This is a genomic window from Marinobacterium litorale DSM 23545, from assembly GCF_000428985.1.
GTDB lineage: Bacteria > Pseudomonadota > Gammaproteobacteria > Pseudomonadales > Balneatricaceae > Marinobacterium_D > Marinobacterium_D litorale.
Genome location: NZ_AUAZ01000056.1, coordinates 1 through 6922 on the forward strand (window position 1 = coordinate 1; position 6922 = coordinate 6922).

Here is a 6922-nt window from a genome sequence, read left to right on the forward strand (position 1 = left end):
CGCTCGATACGACCGGTTACAACCGTACCACGACCAGAGATGGAGAATACGTCCTCGATCGGCATCAGGAACGGCTGATCAACAGCACGCTCCGGCTCAGGGATGTACTCGTCCAGGGTTTCAACCAGCTTCTTAACAGCGGTGGTACCCATTTCGTTGTCGTCTTCACCGTTCAGCGCCATCAGCGCGGAACCAACGATGATCGGCGTGTCGTCACCCGGGAAGTCGTAGTTGTCCAGCAGTTCGCGGACTTCCATTTCGACCAGCTCGAGCAGTTCTTCGTCATCGACCATGTCTGCCTTGTTCAGGAACACAACGATGAACGGTACACCTACCTGACGGGACAGCAGGATGTGCTCACGGGTCTGCGGCATGGGGCCGTCAGCAGCGGAGCAAACCAGGATCGCGCCGTCCATCTGGGCAGCACCGGTGATCATGTTCTTGACGTAGTCAGCGTGTCCCGGGCAGTCAACGTGCGCGTAGTGACGGGTCGGAGACTCATACTCTACGTGAGAGGTGTTGATGGTGATACCACGATCACGCTCTTCCGGCGCCTTGTCGATACCGTCGAAAGCAACGGCTGCGCCGCCCCAAACTTCGGAACATACGCGGGTCAGCGCTGCAGTCAGAGTGGTTTTACCATGGTCAACGTGACCGATGGTGCCGACGTTTACGTGCGGCTTGCTACGATCAAAAGCTTCTTTAGCCATCTCAAGTTCCCAACCTGTTCGGAATGAATGCCAGGGTCGCCAAATACGAAAAAGGGTAGACATATTGCTATATCTACCCTTCGTAATACTGGAGCTCATGGGCGGATTTGAACCGCCGACCTCACCCTTACCAAGGGTGTGCTCTACCCCTGAGCTACATGAGCGCAACACATTTGGAGCGGGTAGCGGGAATCGAACCCGCCTCTTCAGCTTGGAAGGCTGAGGTAATAGCCACTATACCATACCCGCCGAAGCCAGCTGACTTATGACCAAATCACTCGCGGGGTAAGCGAATGATGTGGTTGATGGTGGTGAGGGGTGGATTCGAACCACCGAAGCTTTCGCGTCAGATTTACAGTCTGATCCCTTTGGCCACTCGGGAACCTCACCACAATCACTTCGTTGTCTCAACTGGTGCCGGCACGAGGAGTCGAACCCCGGACCTACTGATTACAAGTCAGTTGCTCTACCAACTGAGCTATACCGGCCTTGGCAACGAAGTGGTGCGTATCTTAATGATCGGCCCGGGGCGATGCAACCCTTAACACGCATTTTTTTTAACTTTTATCTCCGGCCAACCGTTTTCGATAACCTGCTTGATTTCACTGGATATTTTATAACCAGAGAGATGTTTCACACGCACTTCCCAAGTCCCATCCTGAGCTTCGACCGGCTGCACACGTGTTTGCACCTGAAGCGGCCTCGGCAGCTCGCCCCTGACGCGCTCCAGCGCCTCTCTGTCATTGAAGGTACCAAAAGAGAGTGCCCCACCCCGGGTTTCAGGTACCCATCCACCTTCCGCGAGGCGATCCAATAGCTGAATACGCGCGTCCGCGGTTGCCGGCAGCGGCAGGGTTAGCCGATACCCGATCACCGCAGGCGGCAGAGGCGCAACTTCGGCAGAGACCGGCTCATCTTTAAGCAATGTTGCAAGACGCTCTGCATCATAACGATCCGCTAACGGCTGATAACTTAGACAGATCCGCTCCCGGGCGGGCAACACGGCGTCAACCGGCAACTCTTTAAGCAGCCGTATCTCACTGTGCTCGGAGGTGTGCTCAGGGGCGGGTTCAACCTGCTGCTGGGCGTACCACAGGAAAAGCAGCGCATTGGCCAACAACAGCATCAAGAACAGCCAGCGCATCATCCTGTTCGCTCCACGTATGCCAGTTGCAACCCATCCATTACCAGCTCGGGTACCAGCTGCCCTCGTCCCATCAACCGCCTGAACGCCGGACCATCACCACCGGTAATCAACAACGGCAGACCGGAGCCCAGCAATGTGTCCAACCGCATGGCAACACCTTCGAGGATAAAACCCGCGCCCTGCGCGACCGCGTCGCTGGTATTGTTGGCCGGCCTCAGCTGCTCGATCGCTTCCTCACTATTGAGGAAAACACGTGCCGTATTACCCAACAATGCCTTCTGGAGCAGGCGCATACCCGGCAGAATAAAGCCTCCCTGATGCACGCCCTGATCGTCGAGCAGATCAATGGTAATCGCGCTACCACTGTCCACTACGCAGCAGCCTACCCCCAGGCGTCGCCAGGCCGCCAGCATCGCCAGCCAACGGTCCACACCCATCGTTTCAGGTTTTGCATAGCTGTTCGTGACACCACAAGCGGTGCCCGCTGTTGCAGCAAACCAGGGCGAGGGGAGTCCATACCGCTCAAGGGTTTGGCGCAGCGTTTCGTTCACTGACTCACCGGCAACCGACCCCACTAACACAGCGTCTACCGATTGAAACTGCATCAAGGGCAGCTCATCCACCGCAGCCGACGCATGGCGACCACTTCCGACCACCCGGGTGCCGGCACGTAAACGCCATTTTAAAAAGGTGTTGCCAACATCGATTTCCAGGATCATTCCTGAGCCCTGACACTGATCTCACCGCCGTGAAACGCCTGAATACCGGTGTCCGTCTCGACCAGCAGAGCGCCACTGTCATCCACCCCGCGGCAGATACCACGCACCTCATGAGCACCGGCTATAAGACGCACCGCTTTATCGTGATGCGCATTGGCCGCCTGCCACCGCTCACGCAAACTGGAGAAGCCGGCATTTTCAAAGCGAATAATCATTGCAACCAACTCATCCACCAGCAGCGCCAAAAGCTCATTCCTCGCAGGGGCCTGCCCCATCAAACGCACGAGATCCGTTGCCGGCTGGTCGATAACCTGCTTCTGGTCGTGACCTAGCCTCACATTAAGCCCGACTCCAATAACCACTTCACACTCGCCGGACGCATCGCCGCTCAACTCGATCAACACCCCACCAAGTTTGCAGCCCTCCCAAAGCAGGTCGTTAGGCCACTTCAGCTTGATGTCGTGCACCCCCGAACGCGCCAATGCGTCCTTTATCGCCAGCCCAACCGCCAGACTGAGTCCTTCAAGACCCGCCACACCGGCACTGAAACGCCATGCCAGGGAGAAATAAAGGTTACTGCCGTAGGGGCTTAACCAGCTACGACCTCGACGCCCCCGCCCCTGGCTTTGGTACTCCGCCGCATAGAGGCCTGAACGCACTCCACGCCCCAGTGCCGACAGCGCCACCTCATTGGTCGAGGCAACTTCCGGCGCAAAAGCTATTTCAGCAAGGCGTTCACGAGCCGGCTCACTCAACAGCGCCGTGAAATGCGCCTGGTCGAGCAGATCCAGTCCTCCCGGCACTCGGTATCCGCGCCCTTTGACGCTATAGATCTCGACACCCAGTTCCTGCAAACGCTGCATCTGCTTCCATACCGCCGAGCGACTGACCCCCAGCGCCTCACCCAGCGCGCGCCCGGAGTGAAATGAGCCATCGGACAGAAGATCCAGTAACCGTTCCATCGTCATCCGTTATTCACCTCGACGACCCGCTCCATAACGATGAAGCTGTAAGGATAGGGATTATCCCCCGAGGCCGGGTAATCCTCTCGGCTTACCTCACACCACTCATCCTGAACCAATTCCGGGAACAGCGCATCACCCTCTACCTGAGCGTGAACCTGCGTCAGATAAAGACGCTCAGCCTGCGGTAACATCTGGCGGTAGATCTCGGCACCGCCGATTACCATCGCTTCCTTCACCGCCGGTTCGACCTGGCACAAACGCTCCAGCGCAGCCGCCGGACTACGAACAACAGTCACCCCTTCGGCGCGCCAACCGGGGTCCCGGGTAATGACGATATTGTCTCGCCCTGGCAATGGACGCCCTATCGACTCAAAGGTCTTGCGCCCCATGATAATTGGTTTACCCATGGTGACTTGCTTGAAATAACGCAGATCCTCCGGCAAACGCCAGGGGAGCCGATTTTCACACCCGATAACACGGTTTTCGGACTGGGCCACAATCACAGCCAGCTGCATGCTCTCTCCTCAGATCGCGATCGGTGCTCGAATCACCGGACAGGGGTCATAGTCGACGATTTCAAAATCTTCGAAGCGATAATCAAATATGGACTCGGGGTGCCGTTTAATAATCAAGCGCGGCAGAGGCCTGGGTGAGCGTGAAAGCTGCTCATTCACGATACTGTCATCATTCAAGTGGTTGGCATACAGATGGAGGTCGCCAAAGGTGTGCACAAATTCACCCACTTCCAGGACGCACTGTTGCGCAACCATATGGGTAAGCAGCGCATAGCTGGCGATATTAAATGGAACACCCAGAAAATAGTCCGCACTTCGCTGATAAAGCTGGCAGCTCAGGCGTCCCTTCGCCACGTAGAACTGAAACAGCGTATGACAGGGCGGCAGAGCCGCTTTTCCCTGCCTGACGTTATCTTGCGGGCTGATCGATTCATCCGGCAGGTCTGCCGGATTCCAGCCACTGACAATCAGTCGACGCGAGTTGGGATTGCGCTTGATCTGCGCAATAAGGTCAGCAATCTGATCGATTGTACGGCCATCGGGACAGGCCCAGGAACGCCACTGCTTACCATATATGGGTCCCAGTTCACCGTTCTCCAGTGCCCATTCGTCCCAGATTGTAACGCCGTGACCATTGAGCCAGCGATTATCCGTACTGCCTGAGAGGAACCAGAGCAGTTCGTAGATAATCGATTTCATGTGTACTTTCTTAGTCGTCAGCAGCGGAAATCCCGCACTGAGGTCGAAGCGCAGTTGACGTCCAAACAGGGAGCGAGTACCGGTACCGGTCCGGTCGCCTTTATCGACCCCCTGCTCGACAATCTCCCGCATCAGGTCCAGATACTGTTGCATATGGCCACTATTTAATGACAGGGATGAGACGCCATACTTTACCGCTTAACCGGGCAGTTTGTCGCGTCGACGATAGGCCAGACCCATCAGTGAGGCACCGGCCAGGATCATCGGCAGGGAGAGCAACTGCCCCATGGTCAGCCAGTCAAACGCGAGAAACCCAAGGTGCGCATCAGGCTCCCTGAAGAGTTCTACGAAACTACGGAACAGGCCGTACAAAATCAGAAAAAGGCCGGACACGGCCATACGAGGACGAGGTTTGGCTGAAAACCACCACAGGATCACGAACAGCACGACGCCCTCCAAAGCAGCCTCGTAGAGCTGTGATGGATGCCGACCTAACTGATCGCCGGCACGTGGAAAAATGACTCCCCAGGTCTGATCGGTGGGTCGCCCCCAAAGCTCACCGCCAATAAAATTGCCCACACGCCCGGCACCCAGCCCAATAGGGATCAACGGTGCAACAAAGTCGGCGATTTCAAAAAATCGCTTCTTGTGATGGTGGGCAAACCAGGCGATAGCCGCCATGACACCCAACAACCCGCCGTGGAAGGACATGCCCCCCTCCCAGACCGCAAACAGCCAGAGAGGGTCCTGTAAGAAATAATCAAAGTGATAGAAGAGTACGTATCCGAAACGCCCGCCAAGAATGACTCCAATGGCACCCCAGAACACCAGATCCGATACCTGCTGCTCAGACCAGCCAGAACCGGACCGGCGCGCCCGGTAGTTGCCCAGCCACCAGGCTGCCGCAAAGCCCAGCAGATACATCAAGCCGTACCAATGAACCTTCAACACCCCCAGATCAAGCGCCAGCGGATCGATATCATGTACCCACACGTTTGCCTCCTAGGCAAGATTCTCAAACAGAAACCGCAACCCGACAATCAACAGCAACAGCGCGAATATCCGCTTGAGCACCCGCTGCGGCAGCGAATGCGCGAGATGCGCCCCCAATCGGGCGGTAAACGCACTGGTCACGACAATGCCGGCGAACGCCGGTAGAAAAATATATCCGACGTAGCCCTCGGACAGGGCCGTTTCATTCCAGCCGCTGATTATATTACCCAACGCGCCCATAATCGCGATCGGCAGCCCACAGGCCGCTGACGTCGCCACCGCCTGAGCCATGGGCAAACTGCGCCAGTGCAGGTAAGGCACGCTCAGGGTTCCACCACCGATACCAAAGAGCGCGGAGGCACACCCAATCACGCCTCCAGCACCAGCCAACTCTCCGACACTCGGGGCCTGTTTCCCCTGGGGTGGACGCAGCTCAAAAGCCATCTGAACAGCGACCGCCAGGGCGAAGCAACCGAATAACGTTTGCAAAAGCGGCCCTGATAGACGATCCGCCAGCCAGACTCCGAACAATGCGCCCCCCACGATACCCACCGTTAACAATCCCGCCAAGCGCCAGTGAACAGCGCCTTTGCGGTGATGGGCTCGGATCGAGGCAATAGAGGTAAAAACGATAGTCGCCAGAGAGGTGGCCACTGCAGAGTGGGTCAGGATGGCCGGATCGACCCCCTGAGCGGTAAAGCTGAGAATCAGCACCGGAACGATCAGTATCCCACCACCAATACCAAACAGCCCTGCCACCAGACCCGCGCATCCGCCAAGAATCATATACAGTGCTAGGGTGAGTAACATTCCGGCTCCGGCTGCTGTAAAAAGGGCCTATAGTACACTGCTGTCCCATAAATAGCAGTAAATGAAAAAGCCTGAATCCGAGTGAGTAAAATGAGAGTGCGACCAAACACTCTACTCACAAAGGATTCAGGCTTTGTCTCATCATAACACCGCGTTTCATCAGTTGCTCCAGCCCTTGTCCAGACATGATTTCGAGCGAACGGCCCGTGAGCATCATGTAGGGCAAAAGCTCCGTTCTGCTTCACGCTGGGATCAGTTCATTGGCATTGCGATGTCCCAGATTTCTGGCCGACAAAGCCTTCGAGATATCGAGTCCAGCCTCGCCAGTCAGCGGCATAAGCTCTACCACCTCGGAGCCAAGCCT

9 protein-coding genes and 4 tRNA genes are annotated in these 6922 nt (G+C 56.6%); 1 reads left to right on the plus strand and 12 read right to left on the minus strand.

Annotation, left to right across the window (positions count from 1 at the left end; all coding sequences use genetic code 11):
- The 12 genes from G403_RS0120090 to G403_RS0120145 form a co-directional block, all read right to left on the minus strand.
- The coding region (locus tag G403_RS0120090; RefSeq protein ID WP_027855576.1) for a GTP-binding protein at positions 1 to 710 on the minus strand (710 nt) is incomplete at its 3' end.
- An 89-nt stretch (positions 711 to 799) separates the two neighbouring features.
- Positions 800 to 874, minus strand: a tRNA-Thr gene (locus G403_RS0120095).
- 10 nt (positions 875 to 884) lie between these two features.
- Positions 885 to 959 (minus strand) — tRNA-Gly (locus tag G403_RS0120100).
- Between the two features lie 57 nt (positions 960 to 1016).
- Positions 1017 to 1100, minus strand: a tRNA-Tyr gene (locus G403_RS0120105).
- A gap of 22 nt (positions 1101 to 1122) precedes the next feature.
- Positions 1123 to 1198 (minus strand) — tRNA-Thr (locus tag G403_RS0120110).
- A 53-nt stretch (positions 1199 to 1251) separates the two neighbouring features.
- A complete protein-coding gene (locus tag G403_RS0120115; protein ID WP_027855577.1) occupies positions 1252 to 1857 on the minus strand; it encodes a hypothetical protein in 606 nt (201 codons plus the stop codon).
- Positions 1854 to 2576 carry a type III pantothenate kinase gene (locus tag G403_RS0120120; protein ID WP_027855578.1) on the minus strand — a complete coding sequence of 241 codons (723 nt, stop codon included), beginning with the start codon at positions 2574 to 2576 and terminating at the stop codon, positions 1854 to 1856. Before G403_RS0120120 ends, G403_RS0120115 begins: the two co-directional genes overlap by 4 nt.
- Positions 2573 to 3544 (minus strand): bifunctional biotin--[acetyl-CoA-carboxylase] ligase/biotin operon repressor BirA, encoded by a 972-nt coding sequence (birA, locus tag G403_RS0120125; RefSeq protein WP_027855579.1) that lies wholly within the window; start codon positions 3542 to 3544, stop codon positions 2573 to 2575. Before birA ends, G403_RS0120120 begins: the two co-directional genes overlap by 4 nt.
- Positions 3541 to 4056 carry a dihydrofolate reductase gene (locus tag G403_RS0120130; RefSeq protein ID WP_027855580.1) on the minus strand — a complete coding sequence of 172 codons (516 nt, stop codon included), beginning with the start codon at positions 4054 to 4056 and terminating at the stop codon, positions 3541 to 3543. The genes birA and G403_RS0120130 overlap by 4 nt, the downstream gene beginning before the upstream one ends.
- A gap of 9 nt (positions 4057 to 4065) precedes the next feature.
- A complete protein-coding gene (locus tag G403_RS0120135; protein WP_027855581.1) occupies positions 4066 to 4908 on the minus strand; it encodes a thymidylate synthase in 843 nt (280 codons plus the stop codon).
- Between the two features lie 45 nt (positions 4909 to 4953).
- Positions 4954 to 5748, minus strand: a complete 795-nt coding sequence (gene lgt, locus G403_RS0120140; RefSeq protein ID WP_027855582.1) for a prolipoprotein diacylglyceryl transferase — start codon at positions 5746 to 5748, stop codon at positions 4954 to 4956.
- Between the two features lie 9 nt (positions 5749 to 5757).
- Positions 5758 to 6558, minus strand: a complete 801-nt coding sequence (locus G403_RS0120145) for a sulfite exporter TauE/SafE family protein (RefSeq protein WP_027855583.1) — start codon at positions 6556 to 6558, stop codon at positions 5758 to 5760.
- A gap of 133 nt (positions 6559 to 6691) precedes the next feature.
- Between G403_RS0120145 and G403_RS25150 the strand changes: the two genes are divergently transcribed.
- Positions 6692 to 6922: DUF4372 domain-containing protein (locus tag G403_RS25150; protein WP_156899753.1), on the plus strand; the 231-nt coding region annotated here is incomplete at its 3' end.